General features: G+C 32.8%; 11 protein-coding genes. 6 read left to right on the forward strand and 5 right to left on the reverse strand.

Translation table 11 applies throughout. The features are described 5' to 3' along the window. Positions 1–47 precede the first annotated feature (47 nt). Positions 48–1,289, forward strand: a complete 1,242-nt coding sequence (ilvA, locus tag Q4548_RS06835; RefSeq protein WP_303452935.1) for a threonine ammonia-lyase IlvA — start codon at positions 48–50, stop codon at positions 1,287–1,289. On the opposite strand, the gene Q4548_RS06840 is transcribed toward ilvA, so the two are convergent. Then, positions 1,286–2,437, reverse strand: coding sequence for a histidine decarboxylase (locus Q4548_RS06840; RefSeq protein ID WP_303452937.1), 1,152 nt, complete (start codon positions 2,435–2,437; stop codon positions 1,286–1,288). The genes ilvA and Q4548_RS06840 overlap by 4 nt on opposite strands. Positions 2,438–2,596: 159 nt before the next feature. On the opposite strand from Q4548_RS06840, the gene Q4548_RS06845 reads away from it, so the two are divergent. Further along, complete coding sequence (locus Q4548_RS06845; RefSeq protein WP_303452939.1) at positions 2,597–3,052, forward strand: Lrp/AsnC family transcriptional regulator; 456 nt, start codon at positions 2,597–2,599, stop codon at positions 3,050–3,052. Between the two features lie 240 nt (positions 3,053–3,292). Then, positions 3,293–5,638, forward strand: a complete 2,346-nt coding sequence (locus Q4548_RS06850) for a PAS domain S-box protein (RefSeq protein WP_303452941.1) — start codon at positions 3,293–3,295, stop codon at positions 5,636–5,638. A 112-nt stretch (positions 5,639–5,750) separates the two neighbouring features. Here Q4548_RS06850 and Q4548_RS06855 read toward each other — a convergent pair whose 3' ends face one another. After that, positions 5,751–8,321, reverse strand: coding sequence for a T9SS type A sorting domain-containing protein (locus tag Q4548_RS06855; RefSeq protein ID WP_303452943.1), 2,571 nt, complete (start codon positions 8,319–8,321; stop codon positions 5,751–5,753). 409 nt (positions 8,322–8,730) lie between these two features. Beyond that, the gene (locus Q4548_RS06860; RefSeq protein ID WP_303452945.1) at positions 8,731–9,510 is read right to left on the reverse strand and encodes a T9SS type A sorting domain-containing protein; all 780 of its coding nucleotides are present in this window, start codon (positions 9,508–9,510) and stop codon (positions 8,731–8,733) included. 400 nt (positions 9,511–9,910) lie between these two features. Here Q4548_RS06860 and Q4548_RS06865 point away from each other — a divergent pair, with 400 nt between their 5' ends. From Q4548_RS06865 to Q4548_RS06875, 3 genes are read left to right on the forward strand one after another with little or no spacing between them, the layout of a single operon-like run. Next, positions 9,911–12,988 (forward strand): TonB-dependent receptor, encoded by a 3,078-nt coding sequence (locus Q4548_RS06865; protein WP_303452946.1) that lies wholly within the window; start codon positions 9,911–9,913, stop codon positions 12,986–12,988. A gap of 12 nt (positions 12,989–13,000) precedes the next feature. Further along, positions 13,001–14,740: a RagB/SusD family nutrient uptake outer membrane protein gene (locus Q4548_RS06870; protein ID WP_303452948.1), complete on the forward strand. Its 1,740-nt coding sequence runs from the start codon at positions 13,001–13,003 to the stop codon at positions 14,738–14,740. A 15-nt stretch (positions 14,741–14,755) separates the two neighbouring features. Further along, entirely contained in the window at positions 14,756–16,435 is a 1,680-nt protein-coding gene (locus Q4548_RS06875; RefSeq protein ID WP_303452950.1) for a hypothetical protein, read from the forward strand. A gap of 459 nt (positions 16,436–16,894) precedes the next feature. On the opposite strand, the gene Q4548_RS06880 is transcribed toward Q4548_RS06875, so the two are convergent. Continuing rightward, positions 16,895–18,505: a sulfatase gene (locus Q4548_RS06880; protein WP_303452952.1), complete on the reverse strand. Its 1,611-nt coding sequence runs from the start codon at positions 18,503–18,505 to the stop codon at positions 16,895–16,897. 153 nt (positions 18,506–18,658) lie between these two features. Next, a complete protein-coding gene (locus Q4548_RS06885) occupies positions 18,659–18,979 on the reverse strand; it encodes a DUF4286 family protein (protein ID WP_336622732.1) in 321 nt (106 codons plus the stop codon). Positions 18,980–18,985 lie beyond the last annotated feature (6 nt).

Consider the following 18,985-nt stretch of genomic DNA (forward strand, 5'->3'; position numbering starts at 1 on the left):
TCCAATCCTGAGCCTTTCTTACTTTTACCTTATCTAAAAAATTTCTTATGCTAACTTTGGCTTCCGTTATCAAAGCTCAACTGAATATCAAAGGTGTTGTGCAAAACACTCCCCTTACTTACATAGACAACTATTCTAAATCATTAGAAGCAACTATTTATTTTAAAAGAGAAGATTTGCAAATGGTTCGTTCTTATAAAATTAGAGGAGCTTATAACAGAATCAAAAATCTAAAACCAAAAGAATTAGAAAACGGTGTTGTTTGTGCCAGTGCTGGTAACCACGCACAAGGAGTTGCTTACGCTTGTAACGCCTTAAAAGTACAAGGAGTTATCTTTATGCCGGTGACCACACCTAAGCAAAAAATATCTCAGGTAAAAATGTTTGGAGGTAATTACACCACCATTCAGCTCATTGGAGATACTTTTGATGAAAGTTCTAAAGCCGCAGAAGATTATCAACAAGAAACCAAAGCCATTTATGTACACCCTTTTAATGATTGGGATGTGATGGCTGGACAAGGTACTGTAGGTTTAGAAATTTTAGATGCAATCAACGTTTCTATTGACTATCTATTTTTGCCTATTGGAGGTGGTGGCTTGGCTTCTGGAATTATTACTGTTTTTAAAAACTTGAGTCCCCATACCAAAATTATTGGACTAGAACCCAAAGGAGCTCCTTCCCTAAAAACCTCTTTAGAAAAAGGGGTAAATACCAAAATATTTGACATCGACAAGTTTGTTGACGGAGCTGCCGTTCAAAAAATGGGCGATAGAACTTATGAAATCTGTAAAGAACACTTACACGATGTTGCTCTTATAGATGAAGGACATATCTGTAAAACGATTTTAAAACTGTACAATGAAAACGCTATTGTTGCAGAACCCGCAGGAGCATTGTCTATTTGCGCATTGGATTTGTACAAAGAAGAAATCAAAGAAAAAAACGTGGTCTGTATTTTGAGTGGTGGAAACAATGACATCACCCGAATGGAAGAGATGAAAGAACGTGCCTTGTTGTACGATGGATTGAGGCATTACTTTATTGTACGTTTTCCTCAAAGAGCAGGAGCCCTAGAAGAATTTGTAAGTAATGTTTTGTCTGACACCGACGATATTGTTCATTTTGAATACACCAAAAAAAACAGCAGAAGCACTGCCTCTGCCGTTGTGGGGATAGAACTTAGTAACAAAATTGATTTTGAACCTTTGCTTGAAAGAATGAAAAACAAAGGTTTTTTTGGAGAATATTTGAACGAAAAACCTGAATTGCTAGGGTACTTGATTTAAAAGTGTACTGCTACAGGTTGCTCAATCACAGGAAATTTTACCATATCATTTATCAACTCATCAATCTGAATTTTTGTTACATTGGGCATACAAATGATATGTGAAATAGCTCCCTGAGAAGCCAATTGCCATTTTAAAATCACTTCGTTAGAAACTCTTGGTAAAATCACGGTAATTGCTCCAGGATTTTTCCAAGATTCAATTCCGATAGTCTCTAATTTCTGAATGCAATAAGCAGCTACCTCTAAACTGTGATGGTAACGCTGTTTCAAACCTTCAAATCCATATTTTTTTAAGGCATACCACAAGAACAAAACACTGTGTCCATTTCTAGACCCTGTGATGGTCGTATCTAAAGTACCAATTACAGAAACTCCTTTAGCCACCCGATCTCTGTTAGATTTTTTTGTGATGATGACTCCAGCAGGAATGGGAGCTCCAATAAATTTATGTGCACTGATGGAAATACTATCAACTCCATCTACAAAATCAAAAGGCACACGAGGTTCTACAAAAACACCATAAGAACCCGACAAAGCAGCATCGCAATGAATGTAGTGATCTTGAATTCCGTAATGAATCAAAGTATTTTTTATTTTTGAAACATCGTCTTTTGCTTCCGTCATAGTCGTTCCAAATGTGGTCAAAACAATAGCAGGTCTGTGTCTATTCAATTTGATTACATTTTCAAAATCTTCATAATCTATTTCTCCGCTTTTTTGAGATCGAATTACAATACTCGGTATGTTCAATAATTCTATATTTTTACGAACACTATAATGTGTAGCGTCCGAATAATAGACCATTGCTTTAGGATACAATTCCCTCCCCAAATACAGACCGTACAAATTGCTTTCAGATCCACCGTTAGTCACATATCCCCAATAATTATTGATTTCTGCTCTGAATAACTTTGCAAAAAAAGAAACCACCTCTCTTTCCATAAAATGAGTTTGCACTTTGTTTGTTCCTTCTTCAAAAGGGTCTCCCACGTTGTTGATTGGAAATTTAAAAAACGGAATCAATTCCTGATAATCAAAATCTTTAGAAACAGGATATCCTAGCATAAATTCGTTGTTCTTATCTAAATTGATCCTAAGATTTTCTAAAATATCTTTGTCTTCTGGTTTTAGTTCTTTCACAATCATATTAATTAATTTATAATCACTGCAAAAGTAACAAAAATCAAAATTAAAAACTTTTATTAATTACAAACACAGTAAATAAAACTTGAATAACAAATAAAACAGTACATTTACACTAATCGAAACAGTCTACTAATACAAAACAGAATATTTTTCTAATTCATGGACACTATTGATAAAAAAATACTGATGTTATTGCAAGAAAACGCAAAGCAAAACACCAAAGAAATTGCCAATAAAATAGGACTAACCGTATCTCCTACCTTTGAACGAATTAAAAAACTAGAGCAAAAAGGATACATTAAGAAATACAGCGCAGTGCTTGACAGAGCAAAAATTGACAAATCCATCATTGTTTTTTGTCAAATTTCTTTGCAAACCCACTCCAAAGAATTGTTAGAAAGTTTTAAAAAGGAAATCTCCACAATTAAAGAAATAACAGGTTGCCATCACATGTCTGGAAATTATGACTTTTTATTAAAAATTGCCGTAAACGATATTAACGAGTATCAAAAATTTGTTGTAGACAAACTTTCTGTTGTAAAAGGAATTTCTAACGTTCAAAGCTCTTTTGTTATTGAGGAGGTTCTTGACGGAACTGTGTACGATTTAGCATAAGATCCAGATTCAAAAAAAAATCAGTAACCAACACCAATAAAACGCTTCAGTAAACATCTAAAAAATAAAAACAAAGACATTCTCTAATTTAAGAATCTATTGCCTTATAAAAGATTATGTATTTACTAAAATTTTTAATATTTTTAGTAAAGTTTAAAATATATAAAATTTAATCACTGACTCACAATCACTTAAATTTTATTTGTTTTTTCACCCCTTTACCTCAACCCCTAGAAAACAATGAAATTTATCAACATCAAAAAGCTCCTACTATTTTTCATTCCATTGGTTGCTCTTAGTTATTTGGCTATTGATCATTATTACCATATCATTACTAAAAACGAATTAGAAATTATAAAAAACGGAGCCGTTAATGATTTAGATACAAAAGGAATTTTCATCAATGACGTGTATAAATATTTGGCAACAGATATAGACATTATACAATGGGAATATGATAAAGATTTTAATAAAAGCTTGCAACCTAAAAAAAAGAACCTGGTAGACTTTTTTTTGCATCTATCTAATTTACAAACCACGTACGATCAGGTAAGATTTATAGACACTCTTGGAAACGAAATTATTCGTGTTGATTTTGATAGCATCAATACTGCTAAAATTAGAGACTTTGACAAACTACAAGACAAAAGCAAACGCAACTATTTTAAGCGTGCTAAAGAATTACAAAAAGACGAAATCTATTTTTCTGACATAAACCTAAACATGGAGTATGGTAAAATTGAAATACCATACAACCCAGTACTTAGAGTAGCTAAAAAAGTACACAACGCAAAAGGAGAGTGGAATGGTGTTATTGTGATTAACTATTTTATCAACAATCTATTTTATAAACTAACCAAACAAAACAACCTGTACTATTCTTCTTTTGAATTGAGAAACGCAGAAGGATTTCCTTTAATTTCTGAAGATGAAAAAACTACTTTTAGTCATATTTTATCCAATTCCGATAGTTTGACTTTGCAGCATACACACAAAAACATTTGGGACAAAATCAAGAAAAACAACGCTGGTAGTGACACTTACAACAATGCCATTTATGTATTTAAAAAACTAACCATCAACGGTAAGAGTACTAAAAACATTCATTACAAAGACACTAAGTCGTTAATCCTTATTCATAAAATTGATTTAAAAAAAGTAAATCAATCTCAATTCATCTATGTTGTTTACGAATGGGGTTGTATCATCATCATAAACCTCTTAATCCTTATGATCTTAATATGCCATCAATATTACCTTCATAAATTGCATCTTCAAAATAAAAAATTGCTGACTACAAATAATGAATTGGAAAAATTAAAAAACAAAATAGAAGAAACATTAAACATCAAATTAGATGAATTAAAACTTACTGAAAAAAAGTTTTACTCTATATTTAACAATGCAGGTATTGGTATTGCACTTTTAGACTTGACAGGAAAACCATTATTCACTAATAAAAAATTCACAACTATTTTAGGGTATTCTGAAAAGGAACTTACCCAAAAAAAAATTGCCGATTTTACGCACCCTGATGACTTAGATACTGACCTTAAGTTATTTGATAAACTAATAAATAGAGAAATAGAATCTTATCATATAGAAAAACGTTACATCCGAAAAGATGGAGCTATTATTTGGGGTAATTTGGATGTTTCTTTGCTTGTAGATGAAGAAAATAATATTATCAATGTAATTGGGGTAGTAACCGATATTACCGAACTTATAGATGCACAAACAGAAACTAAAAATCTCAAAAAAATTATTCATAGCCTTAACTACATTGCAAAGGTTTTAAATATTGATTCCATAGAAAATATTGCTGAAATAAATGAGTCGGTAAACTTGGTAAAACACATAGAAAAACAATCTGATGACATTTTACAAGCTAATAAAGCTAGAGAAATATTGTTGAAGAATTTAGAGTATAAAAATGTTGAACTGAACAACTATGCACATATTGTTTCACACGATTTGAAAACACCGTTGCGAGGTATTTATACTTTGTCTAAATGGATAGAAGAAGAAACAGGTAATAAATTAACCGATGAAAGTAAAATGTACTTTCAGTTAATTTTAGAAAATCTAGAAAAAATGGAATCTCTTATCAATGGTATTCTAAACTATTCTAGTATAGATAAAAATGAAGAATCTGAATATGAAATTAACACCTATGAATTGGTAAACGATATTGTAAAACTCATACCGATACCAAAATCAATAGAAATTAAAATTGACAAAAATCTTCCTATCATTAAAAGTAACAAAAGTAGAATGCATCAGGTGTTTCAAAATTTACTTCAAAATGCCATCAAGAGCATTATTAATGAAACTGGAACCATAGAAATTGGTGCAAAAGAAACTCCAAAATCGTGGGAGTTCTATATAAAGGATAACGGAAAAGGAATTGATAAAAAGTATTTTAAAAAGATTTTTGAATTATTCCAAAGCATAGATGATGATCCAAAAAGTTTAGGAATGGGACTTTCAATTGTTCAAAAAGTAATCGATTTTTATAATGGAGAAGTTTGGCTTGAAAGTGAGGTTTCTAAAGGATCTACTTTTTATTTCACACTACCTAAATAATCAGCAAATACCTACTATATTTTTGGCACTGAAATTCGTTAATTTGATAGAAATTCTTTAAAAACTTCTATCAAAATTCACTCAAATTTCTAAAACCAAGAGACTATTGGCGTTACGCTTTGATGTATTTTATATTTTGAATGGCTGTTTTTGTTTTTAACTTCAACAAATACATTCCCTTGCTCCAATCCTCATTTTTATTGTATTCAAACGTTTTTACATTGTTGAATTCATTTTCATAAATCAAACAACCATCCATACTGTAAACCTCCACAATCAATTGAGTCTGAAACTCATTCAAATCAATTGTGAAAGGACCTTTTGAAGGATTTGGAAACAAGGTTCCTAACTTTTCTTTTTTTAAGCTTTCCTCGTCAGAAGTCAAATCCTCTCCTTTTTCATCTGTCAATTCAATCAAATAAACATCGTAAGGTTTTAAAATTAATTTAGCAGGCACCTTTACTCCATTCAACAAATCCTTGCAAACTGTTCCATTCTTAGCTTCTTTTATTTTTATATCTAACGTAGCATCTGTTTTTCCTAAATTCACAATAGACAGTACGTAATTTCCTTTTTCATTTTTTACACATCTCCAAGTACATCCTTTGTAACCATTTGCATTGGTTTCTACAACTGTAACTTTTGGCAAGTTGTTTTTGGATGCTAAAATTTGCAGAGCCTCCATTTTTGCATGCTCAACTGTATTCGCTAAAATCAACCTACCTTTGGTTTGTTTCAATCCTGTTAATGGGAGTCCGTATTCATTCTTTTTCAAACTTATTGCATCCGAAATTACAGTCCCTCCATTGTCTATGTAATTCTGTAAGGTTTTTAACTCCTCTATGGTTACTTGCTCTGTTTTGTGTACCACAATCACATCCCACAAATCTGTATTTTGTTTTGATACAATGTTTTTGGTAGCAAAGCCCAAAGGAATTCCTTCAAAATTTAAAGCCTCGTACATTTCAAACACACCTTCCATATAGTTCCCTTTATTAGCAGCTGCAGCTTTGGAATAGAAAACTCTAATTGGCTTACGTTCTCGTTGCATTTTCATGATTAACTCACTATGTGTATTTAAATCCATCATAGTTGCATGCAATGCATTTGTAACACGAGGTTGCTGATTGTTAGAACCCGCATAAGCACCTGTTATGCCAGACTTAAGAGAACCGTCCTCTTTTCTTGGCCAATACCAAGTTTGAGAAGCGTTTAACCCTAAGGTATGCGCTACCCAATACACAGCTCTAGGATATTTTGGATCCATGTACAAGTCTCTTGCATTGTTGGTACTTAACAAATGACTTTCTGAATTAAAGATCAACTGATTCGGTTGTACAGATTTTAAGAAATCATAGCCCATATACAACTCTTTCCATCCAAAAGCATATTTCTCATCTTTGATACTTTTTCCTTTGACCATGTAATTGTAATTGGCAGCTACATCATTTCCGTTGATCTCACTCAACTCGGTTAAAGCCTCTAAATCTATTCCTGTAGCAGGATCATTTTCAGTAAAGAACGAAGGCATTATTTTTAACTGAGCTTTGGCAGTAGCATCGTATTTTCTTAATTCTGATTTCATCCATGTAAACCAATCTGTAACTCTATCTTCATTAAAAGTTACCCAATCGTACCATTTTGGTGTTCCCATTAAAGAAATATCAATTGGAATGTCTATAGCCACTTCCTCAAAATTAGAAAAGTTGGAATTCCATAAAGCATTTAACTGAGCTATATTCTGATGTTTGTTTTGCAACCAACCTTTAAACTTATCTATGGTATAATTACTCACACCACTTGTGTACCAAACTTTTTTTGCACCATCTTTGTAGGTAATCCATCTTGGCTCATTACACAACATATAGCCTAAATCTGTATAATGTTTCCCTTTCATTTTTGCCACTGTTCCTTTTAACAAATGAGATACCATCACTTTTGCTCCTGGATGATCAATATCATAATCTAGAAATGGAGCACCTTGAAACTTCGTAAAATCCTCACCATAATTATCGATAGCCCATTGAGGTACATTTTTATTATTGATGAACACAAAACCAGGAGTACCACTCTCTTTTGTATTTAAATTATTTATTACGTTTTGATTTATTTTACCCGAAGCATTGGTCACATAGTTTGGAGAGATGTAAAAACCATTCAATTCACCATAAAACTCAGTCAACTCAGGTGTATCAGGTTTCCAAGTGTAATCTGCCAAAAAAACAGGCTCGTTGTTTTCTCTGATAATTTCATCTTTTTTGACTGTTACTTTTGACCAATCTACTTTTGGAATAGGGGCTCTAAAAACCTCTCCTTTTTTAATTTTTTTAATGTACGCTATGGATTCATCTAACAATGCTAAAATGTCATTTCTCTCAAAATCTGGCAATTCCTCAGCCATTTGCGTTGCTACGTTTTTGTACAACCAATACTTTTCAAAATGACTCTTATTTTCAGCTATGTTTTTTTCATCCCAGTTGGCAAACTTTAAGAAAATTTCAGCAGTACGAACTGCCAACTTTTCTTTTAAAGCATCTTTTCCTAAGGATTCTACCTCAGCAATTAATGTGTTTAAACTATCTATTTTAACTCTTGCTTTTTGCTCTAATGTTTGTGAAAAACCACTTTGGGTTAACATCAATACAAATAATAGCAAGTACTTACCTAACTGTTTGTATATCATTTATTAAATTTTACGATTATTTAAATGCCGTTCTGTAAGTTACCAACAAGTAAAACTTCATAGAAACACTATGTATACTTATACAAGTATTTTTTAAACACTGAGTTTAACAATATTTGAAGTTTCATCATTTTAATTTAATAAAAAATAAGGCATATAAACCCCTACTAAAATTTAAATAAATAATATGAAGCTTTAAATGCTATGAAAAATTTATTAAAAAACTATTAGCGATCGTTGCTATGTCGATTTGTTTAACTTCTTGTACAAAAAATGTCCAATTAGAATTCGATGACATGACTGCTGATAAAGTTTTAAAGAATAAAAACTTACTTATGAGAGTTAAAAAAGCCTGTAAGAATTAATTCTTACAGGCTTTTTTAATTAATTGTAACAACTACTAAATACACTACTCTATAATTACTTTTTTAGTAAATACCTTACCTACATTTGCCACTTTTACAAAATAAACTCCAGAAGCTAAAGATGAAGCATCTATAGATGCTTGGTTAGATGAAGCTACCAAACCACCTGTAATAGCATATACATTAGACTGGCTTCCTACTGGTGCTACAATGTTTATAACATCATTAGCTACAGACACATTTGCTCCTTCTAAAGTGTTGTTTTTAGTACTTAACAGATTCGTTGTGAGAAACTCAACAGAATCAATCTCTACTGTTTCTCCAGCAAAATTAGCTCCATCTACTCCTATAAATGCCATTGCTATGTCTGATGTAGTTCCACTCCAAAAAGTATCTTCGGATAAATCTAAATCATATGTTTTAAAACTAGTGTCATTTTTGGTGATTGCTTTATCCGTAATATTTTTATATCCACCAGCACCATCAATTTTAACCCTAAATCTTAAAACTTCACTTTCAGAATTATTCTTTAAAACTATTCTTACATATTGATAAGTATCTGTATTAAAACCTGAAGGATCTGTATAATTTGTTGGCATATATGCCTGAATATTAGCATTATCCACAGACTTAGCTTTTATATGCAAAATTCCTGTATTAGGAGACGTTCCTGCTAAATATTCATTAGTAGATCCCCAAGCTCCAGCACCATTAGATATCCAACCTTCTGTATCAGTATCAAAAGTATATACCTGTGCACTTACGTGTATTGTTGCAAAAGCAAACATTAGCAACATTGATATTTTGTGTAATTTTTTAATCATGATTGTTTCGTCTTTAATTAGATAACAAAACTATCACATATAACTAGTTGGTTATAATCACTCATTCACAAGAGCAAGTCCTTTTTTGATTAATTCACATAAAAAACCTATAAAATTACATTTTCAGCAATAATAAAGCTAAAAAACAGCATTAAACCACATACATAAAACAGGACAATTGATATATTTAAACTAGACAAAAACAAAAAAATGTTCATACACATCAAAAAACGACTTAAAAAAGCAATACAGTACTGTTATTAGCTAAAATCAACAAACTTATTATTAACAAAAACTCGTCTCTTTGTATTTAACATTTTGTCAGTAAATTATAGTTAAAATTAAGAATTATATAATTTTAAAAGGACAAAAACCATAAAACTAATCCAAACTAAAGTAAATGAAAGGTAATCTAAAAATAGTATGTCTAAAAAAAACACTATTCGTGTTAGGACTTATTTTATGTTGCTGTAGTATTAACAGCTATGCACAAAAAATAAAAGTACAAGGTACTGTAACAAATCAGGTAGACAAAACACCTCTATTAGGAGTTAGTGTATTAATCAAAAATTCTAACAAAGGTGTTTTTACAGATTTTGACGGGAACTACTCCATTAAAGCTTCTATGGGAGATATTCTAATCTTTAACTCCGTAGGAATGATTAACAAAACCGTCAAAGTTACTTCTGCAAACATGAACGTATCCTTGCTACCCAGTGTAGAAGACTTAGATGAAGTTGTTGTGATTGGATACGGTTCTGTAAAGAAAAAAGAAATTACAGGTGCTGTTTCACAAATAAAAGCAGAAAGCATAGAAAACTTTGTAAATCAAGATATTGCCTCTAGCCTACAAGGTCAAGTTTCGGGAGTAAATATTACTGCTCCTAGTGGAGAACCAGGAGAAAGTGCTAGTATTCAAATTAGAGGTATTACCTCTTTAAGTGGTGATAACACTCCTTTATTTGTTGTTGATGGAATTCCACAAGAAGGAGACCCTAGGTTGAGTCCTAACGAAATTGAAACCATTGATATTTTAAAAGATGCTGCTTCTACGGCCGTTTATGGTACTAGAGGAGCTGCCGGTGTTATTTTAATCACGACCAAGCAGGGAAAAGAAGGAGCTATGAGTATTAGCCTTAATGCTTCAAACAGTTTTCAATATCTAGGTGATGTAGTTCCTTTAATGAATGCTCAAGAACGAATTTCTTATGAATTGACAAAATACAATTTAGGGACTCCTGATATTGGAACCCCTGGTCCTTTAAGAAACCCCGATTGGTTAAATAACGACAATAGATTTGATGATCTTGTTCTGGTCAACGGAGCACAAACACAACAATACACCTTGAATGTATCTGGAGGAACAAAAAACTTTTCTTACAACATGGTTGGAGGATATTACGATCAAGAAGGAGCTTTGATCAATTCTGGATTTAAAAGATACAACGCTAGGGTTAGTACTACCTATAAAACAGACCAATGGCAAATAAATGGAAGTTTGGCTGCTACTACAGAAACCAATAACAGAGTTAGTTCTGGGTTGGTGGTGAGCGCTATTAGATATCCAGCCTATTACCCTAGAGTAGAACCCAATGCAGACGTAGTATATACCGATCAACTGGGAAGATCGAACATTAACAATTTTGCACAAGCTTTGTCTCGCACCAATGTAACGGATACCGATAGAGTAAATGCAAGCTTGAATATTACTAGACAAATCACCAAGGAGTTTGATATCACCGCTCGTATTGGAGGTACTATTTTAAACCAAAATCAAAATCAATTTTCTCCTCAATACACCGAAGTAGATATTGATGACGATGTTAGTAGCAAAGATCCCACGCGTAGTTCAGTTTCTGCCTCCAACACAAGAAGAACCAACTATACTGCAGAAGCTATCTTAAATTATAATAAAAGAATTGGAGACCACAACATTCGTCTTTTAGCAACCACCTCCATTAACGAAACGCAACAAAAAGAATTTACCGCTTACAAACAAGGGATTATCAATAACAATGTAGATGTTTTGAACGGAGCAAGTATCAATCCAGATGCATATTCAGGATTCAACTATACCTCAAAAATTATTGGTCTTTTGGGTAGAGTTCAATACAACTACAAAGGTAAATACTTAGTTTCTGCCTTAGTCAGAAGAGATGGTTCTTCTAAATTTTCTCAAAATAATAGATGGGGTGTCTTCCCTTCCGCTTCTTTAGCCTGGAATATTTCTGATGAAGATTTTTGGCAAAATATGAAAGGATCTGTAAACAATTTTCGTTTGAGAATTAGTAGTGGAACTGTAGGGAATGAAAGTTTTAATCCTTACGAATACACCTCTAACATTGCCTTTGGTAGTGATTATGTTTTTGATGCAGATGACAATTCTCCCTCTTATGGAACCGCTATTAGATCATATGCCAATGCAAATGTAAAATGGGAAACTTCTGTTCAGCAAAATATTGGTATCGATATAGGAATTCTTAAAAACAAAATCATCTTTACGGCCGATTATTACAATACACAGAAAAAAGACATGTTATTCCCTGTAAGGTTACCAGGGTCTTCAGGAGCTTATTACGACCCTACCATTACCTTAAACGTAGGTAACATGACCAATTCTGGGTTAGAACTAGCCACAAAATATAGAGAACGAATCGGAAAAAGCAGGTTGGATGTGAATGCAACTTTTACTACCAACAACAACAAAATCACCAAAATGTCTGGTGACACTGGTGTGATTTACAATGCTAATTCTTCCTTAATAAACGGTGACCCACAAGCTATTACCACCGCTATTGCCAAAGGTTACGAAGCTGGTGCCTACTTTTTATTAGAAACTAATGGAATTATTAAAACTCAAGAACAACTAGATGAGTATAAAAAATTCCCATCAAGATCTGATGCGCAATTGGGAGATTTAATTTATGTAGATCATAACAAAGATGGAGATATTACAGATGAAGACAGACATTACATGGGAAGTGGATTGCCTGATTTTGAATTTGGTTTGAACCTTAAGTGGACCTACCAAAACTTTGATTTGGCTATGAATTGGTATGGAACTGTAGGATCCGAATTGTTAAACGGAACCAAAGCAGCTGCTTATGCCGTAGGAAATCACAAAGGACTGGTTGATATGTGGACTCCACAAAACCAAGACACCAATATTCCATTAAACAATGGAGACAACAAGAGTGGTTCTTACAATTACCGAGGAAACACAGATTATTGGTTAGAAAATGGAGATTATTTAAGGTTAAAATTAGTAACTCTAGGATACAATCTTTCTAAAAAAATAAATGAGCAATTGGGAATTACCAATGCAAGATTTTATGTTTCAGCACAAAACGCATTAACATTTACCAAGTACTCTGGATACAATCCTGAAGTAGGTGGAAATGTTGCTACTAGAGGTTTGGATAGAGCTAGATATCCGCTAACGGCTTTATACACTGTTGGACTTAACCTTAAATTTTAAAACTAAGAAATCATGAGAAAACTATTATTATATATAAGTTATACCTTATTTACATTTGTTGCTTCTTCTTGTTCTGAAGATTTTTTAGAAGAAACAAATCCTAACACCATTTCTGCAGACTTGTATTGGAGTAATTTAGAAGAATCTAATGCCAACCTTACTTCTGTATATGGTGCCTTATTAAACAACTACCTTATTTCGGTAGATTTTGAATCTTGGAGAAGTGATATTGCTTATCCAAAAGACAGAGACAATCCCTATCAAAACGCATTGCCCTGGTATAGAAAAACCTATAACAACAGTGTAAAAGACTACGAAAAAAGTTGGGATGCTATGTACCAAGTAATTTGGAGAGCTAACCAAGTAATTGCTGGTTTAAACAGTATGGGACAAGAATTTAAAGAGCAAGACGGATGGAAAGAACAAATGGGACAAGCTCGTTTTTTTAGAGGTTTGATGCATTTTTACTTAAATTCAAACTACAACAATGGTAAGGTAATTATTAGAGATAAAATTCCTGTAACCATCTCCGATTTTTCTAAACCTGTATCTAGTTCACAAGAAGTGATTGATTTTTACAGAGAAGATTTGATGTATGCATACAACAACCTTCCCCCTACTTTTGAAGATAAATCAAGAGTAACTGCAGGTACAGCCGCAACCATTTTAGGTAAAAGCTACTTGTACACTCAGGAGTATGCATTAGCCAAACAATACTTATTAGATGTAATTACCAATAACGATTACGGATATAAACTATTAGAAGGAGACGATGTTAACTTGCTATTTACAAAGGCTGGAGATTTTAATGATGAATCTATTTTTGAAATTAACTACTCTCAAGACCACCAACAACAAGACGGTACTTTTGATGAAGAAAGTTTCTTTAACAGATTTGCTAGATATGCTGCACCAACAGTTGCCAAAGGAGGTTCTTTTATGGTACCTACCGCTTGGCTAACTTATGAATACTCTGCTGAAGAATTAGACTCTAACGACCCAAGAAATTATGTAAGTGATGGTAGCGGAGGTGTAAAACTTAGAAATGTATCTTTAAGAGCTGCACAAATGGTTGCTGTAGTTAATGATGAACAATCAGAATATTATGGAACCACTGCAAACGTACTAACCACCTTTGCAGGTACCACCTTCTCATATTTTAAAAAACTTACTAATCACGATATTGTAACAAGTGAAGATAATATTTTAGAAACTGCATGGAAATCTGGTAAAAACTTAGTACTGTATAGACTAGCCGATGTGTATTTAATGTATGCCGAATGTCAAATTAAAACTGGAAACATTACAGATGCTTTAACGTACATCAACAAAATTAGAAGACGTTGGGGATTGGTACTTTTAGGGCCTAGCGATGGAAGTTCTTATGATTTTGACGAAGTAATTTATACTGAAGAATCTTTAATGGAACATTTAATGTATAAAGAAAGACCTTTGGAATTGTGTAATGAAGGATACGCACAAAGATCTATTGATCTTAGAAGATGGGGTGTTATAGAGGATCGCTTCAACTCTTTGGCCAGTCAAGAATATTACTTAGATGACTATACAACGCAAACAGGTACAAATAGAAACAAATCCTTAATTCAAAAAGGGACTAGTCCAGATCCATCAGATGCTACTATTACTATTAATGAATTTGATGAAGCAGCCGCTAATTACAATTCCAATTTACACGATTATTTACCATTGCCTATTTCAGAAACCTTATACAATCAAGGTTCTTTAAAATAATAAAAGCACAAATCCATGAAAAAACTATTCATATTATTCCTATCATTTACAGCTTTAATTGGCTGCAGTAATGATCCCGATTTAACAACCGACCACTCGTCATTTTTATGGTACACCAGTGGTGGGTTCGAAGAAGCTGACTATACCTTAGGTATTGAAGACTACATTACTTTGTTAGACTTATCTAAAAACCCAAGTACTAATTTATTTACCATTCCAGAAACGGCAAAATTTATTAAAGGAGATTTAAACAGAGCTATTGCAGATTTTACTCCTTACATTATCCCAAATACTGGAAATACGATAAGTGACACTAAAGTTAATGTGATTTTTACAGAAGCTGGTTTACAAACCATTACTCTTAAAAACACATATGAAGAAGAAATAGAAGGAACTACACTTATAGAAGACCAATGGGTAGCAGAACAAACTTTTACTATTGATGTTTTTGACAGAATTAAACCTGCTCTAAAATTATCTACCTATGATGTTACCGATCCTGAAAACCCTGTTTTACAAGATGTTTTTTCTTTAAATGAAAACGATGAACCCACTATAGAAAATAAATCTGACTGGCAAGTAATTAACATTGAAGCAGGAGAAGAAGTTGTTTTTACAGATCTTACCACAACAGGAAGATCGACTGCAAGAACGTGGTATACAGATGGGGGGAAACCAGAAGAATCTACCAAAGAAGTTTCCAATGTACGATATAATAAACCTGGAGAATATACTGCTTATATAGAAAGTAAAAGAAGTGGTTCTGATGTACCTGCCTATACTACCGAAAAACTAATCCCTGTACTTATTAAAGTAATCCCATCTAGCAAACCTTTTGTGATTGATGGTAACGTAACGTTAAACAATGGTATTATTTCATTTAGTGTCACTGGAGAAATTGAATCTGTCATTGCACAAGCCTCTAAATTCACAGTCCACGTAACCAATACTGCTGCTGGTTTTGATGCAAATATACCTGTATCCAGTGTTTCTATCAACTCAGATGATAGTTCTCTAATAGACCTTGAATTAGCAGAAACTATCTATAATACAGATACGATTGAAATCTCTTTTACAGACGGTAATGTAACTTCTGTTGATGGTCGAGTTTTAGAGAATTTTGGTCCTTTAGAAGTAAAACAAGATGCAGGAGCTAGTGTTTTTGTACAAGATGTTGCTGGTTTTGAAAACGAAAATGCCAACTGGAAAAAAGGACTTTGTCAAAACTATTTTATTGGTAACAGTAACGGTACAGAAAGTAATCCTATTTTTGTAAGAACTACTGAAAAAGCTTTCGATGGAGATGCTAGTATGAGATTTAAAATTGAAGAACTTAGCAACATTAGTTTGTTAGGGTCTGATTTAAGCAAACCTAGTGGAATTGAAGCTGGAACCTACTTAATGAGCTATATGATTTATATTGATGATATTGATACAGATGACACTAATGATATTAAAATATTTAAAACTCAAATTAAATCTGGACCTACATTATTACAAAACGAAGATTGGTCTATAGATGGTGTAGAAAAAGGAAAGTGGGTAAAAATTGAAAAAGAAATTACAATAGATGCTATTGCTGCTGGAACTAGAATTGACATTCGATTTGAAACTGCAGACAATCCAAACACTACTGGACCTCAAACTATTTATTTTGACAGTCTTTCTTGGATTAAATTAAACCCTAGACCCTAAGAGCAGTTTATATACTCTATTTAAAAAAGAGGGAAGCTTTAAAAGCTTCCCTCTTTTTTGTTTTGTTTACCTAAGAAAAACTCATTTACCTCATCCTGTCTTTAGCAATAGAAAAAATACATCCTTTGTTCAAGAGTACATTTTCTTAATTTGGATGAAATTCTAAAAGCATTCTCATTCAAAAAATTCAGATAAACAATAATTATCGATACAATTCTCTATCGAAAACCACTAGAACTTACCCTTTGCCCCCTTTTAAATATTCCTAAAGGCACTACAGATTTATTTTTTATTTATCTATTTACCGGTAATTTTAACACCTTCCAAAGCTCTAAGCAAGCATCTTTTTAAACTAGTAATTTCACATAATATTATATACTTACAGCAATACTCTAGAAAACAAAAAAAAAGGCAAAGAATGTGTGTTCTTTGCCTTTTTTAGAATTACTTATTCTAATTCTATTTGTAAACCTCAGCGTTTAATTGCTTCGTTAATTTAGCCACCAACTTAGGATTTTCTTTTGCAATATTTACAGACTCAATAGGATCTTTTTTATGATCGTATAATTCAACATACAAAGGTTCTTCATTGAGTCTTCTTCTATCTTTCCAAAGCACCAACCTATAAGAGTCCGTTCTCATGGCATAGCCCATTACAAAACGCTCAAAAGTATCTCTATCCCATTTATCCCCCATTTGCTTTTCTATTTTAGCCTCAATCTTTTCTATCAAAGGCATAAAAAAGGTCGTACGGAAAGGAGGTGTAAAAGGTCTTGCTGCCCACTCTCTTAAGGCAGGTGATGGAAATACACTAAACGCAGCTTTTGCTCCGTTAGCACTTGGTTTTTTCAACAACTTTACCAGACTCTTACCTTCCAAATGTTTTGGTTTTTCTAAACCTGCTATATCACACAAAGTAGGATACACATCTAGCAACTCTACCAAAGCATCCGATTTTTGTCCTCTTACTTTGTCGGAAACTTTTGGAGCCACAATTATAAAAGGGACTCTTGTAGCTATTTCGTAGTTGGTTGCTTTTCCCCAATATCCCATTTCACCTAAATTAAATCCATGATCTGACCACAAAACAATAATTGTATTGTTGTATTCTCCTGAATCCTTTAAAGCTTGTACCATTTTTCCTATTTGAGCATCTATATAACTGATACACGCATAGTATCCATGGCGTAAATGACGTTGCAATTCTGGAGAAAAATCACCTGTTTTTGGCATATCTGCCCCTACTCTAACTTCTAAAGATTCAGACAAACCAATAGCAGCACCATCTTTTGGGGGATTTACTTGGGTAGCAATAGGAATATTGTTTTCCTCATACATATCCCAATATTTTTTGGGTGCAATCCAATCTAAATGTGGTTTTTTAAATCCTAAGCCTAAAAACCAAGGCTTATCATTTTTAACTAGCTCCTCTAAAGTTGCGATAGCACTTTTAGTATTGTACCCATCTTCATAAGTGTCATCAGGAACATCAGCACATTCGGTATCTGGTCCTTTTGCTAACCAATTTTCACGAATGATTTTTGCACCATACTTAGCTTCTAAAGCAATTTTATTTTGAGTATAAATTTCTTGACTTTCTTTTAAAGCATATCCTCCTTTGGTAATAGGAGCATTTTCGCTTCTTTTTACTTTTACAGGTTTACGACTCCACGACATTACGTCATCTGTATATTGACCGTGAAATATTTTTCCTGTAAATACAGTTTCATATCCATTTTCTCTAAAATGTTGAGGAATGGTTACAATACTAGGTCTGTTTTCTCTAAAATCTTGAAATAAATCAATAACATTGATAGTTTCTGGTCTAGCACCCGTCATGATACTTGCTCTAGAAGGACCACAAATTGCCTCTTGACAATAAGCTCTATTAAATTGTACTCCTACGCTTGAAAGTTTATCTATATTAGGAGATTTCACGATTTCTGAACCATAACACCCTAATTCGGTTCTTAAATCATCCACAGCAATAAACAGCACATTCGGTTTTTTATTTTGTGATTGAATAACCGTTACTGAACTCAATAGGAATACAAAAAAAAGATGTTTCATTCTAAGATGTTTTTATTTATCAAATAGTAAGAACTATAATTCTTGTTTGTTGCCTTTTTAGAAAAGGCAACAAACAAAGTAAACAAATAAAAAGCTGTAGTTTTTAACTATTATTAGCTTATATCAACACTATTTTCACCTTGAAATGAAAATCTAATAAAAATCTCCTAAGACTTCCATTTCGGTCTGAAAAGAAATTACTTTTTCACTACTAAATTTCGTCATCATTTTTGCATTCATTCTCCCGACATCTTCTAAATAGAAAGCCTTAAAAAGTGCTTTGCTCTTAACGGCATACTGTACAGAAAATGTTTTACCTCCCATTTCTTCTTGAATCATTACCCTACTCATTTTAGCTCCTGTAAATTTACCTGTAGCCATCATTTCAGGAATGTAAACTTCTTTCATCCACAACAACCAATCTTTAACAACATCTTCGGTAACATTGGTAGTAACATTGTATATATACATCATCTGTTT

Source organism: Wenyingzhuangia sp. 2_MG-2023 (assembly GCF_030548295.1).
Classification (GTDB): Bacteria; Bacteroidota; Bacteroidia; order Flavobacteriales; family Flavobacteriaceae; genus Wenyingzhuangia.